1 protein-coding gene is annotated in these 533 nt (G+C 46.2%); it reads right to left on the reverse strand.

What is annotated here, in order from left to right:
* Positions 1 to 533 (reverse strand): MFS transporter (locus tag R7O13_RS30470; protein ID WP_318305671.1); only part of this gene is annotated, 533 nt, incomplete at its 3' end.

Below are 533 nucleotides of genomic sequence, written 5' to 3' on the forward strand. Positions count from 1 at the left end.
AGCGCAGCGCCTGCCATGACGGCAGAGATGGTAAAGCCGCCGTTAAAGCCAATTACCAGCACGATCATCGGGAACAGGTACTGGCCTAAAAAAGCGCCGACATTGATCACGGAATAGTTGATTGGGTAACCTTTTTCGAAATCTTCTTGTGATTTAAAAGTGCGTTTGTAAAGACTTGGGTAAGAAGGCGACATCAAACCACGGCCGTAGCTTGCTAGAGCGATACCACACATCGATAAAGGAACGTTTGTCGCCGAAGCACCAAGTACCAGCAAAACGTAACCCGCAGCGAACGCCAGAAAGGCGATGGACAGAGAGCGGTAAGCTCCTAAAAACTTAGCCGCAATAAATCCGCCAGCGATGGCAAACAATCGCCCAATGGCAGAAAAAGCGCCCACGATCATCATCGTATCGGCTTCGTTGTAATTTAGATCTTCTAGAAAAAAGCGAGTTAAGCTCACTAACACGCCATAAAATGATAAGCCAAACATCATTTGGCAGAACATCATAGATTTGTTTAGTTTATTCCACAT

Source organism: Vibrio sp. Y176, assembly GCF_033438945.1.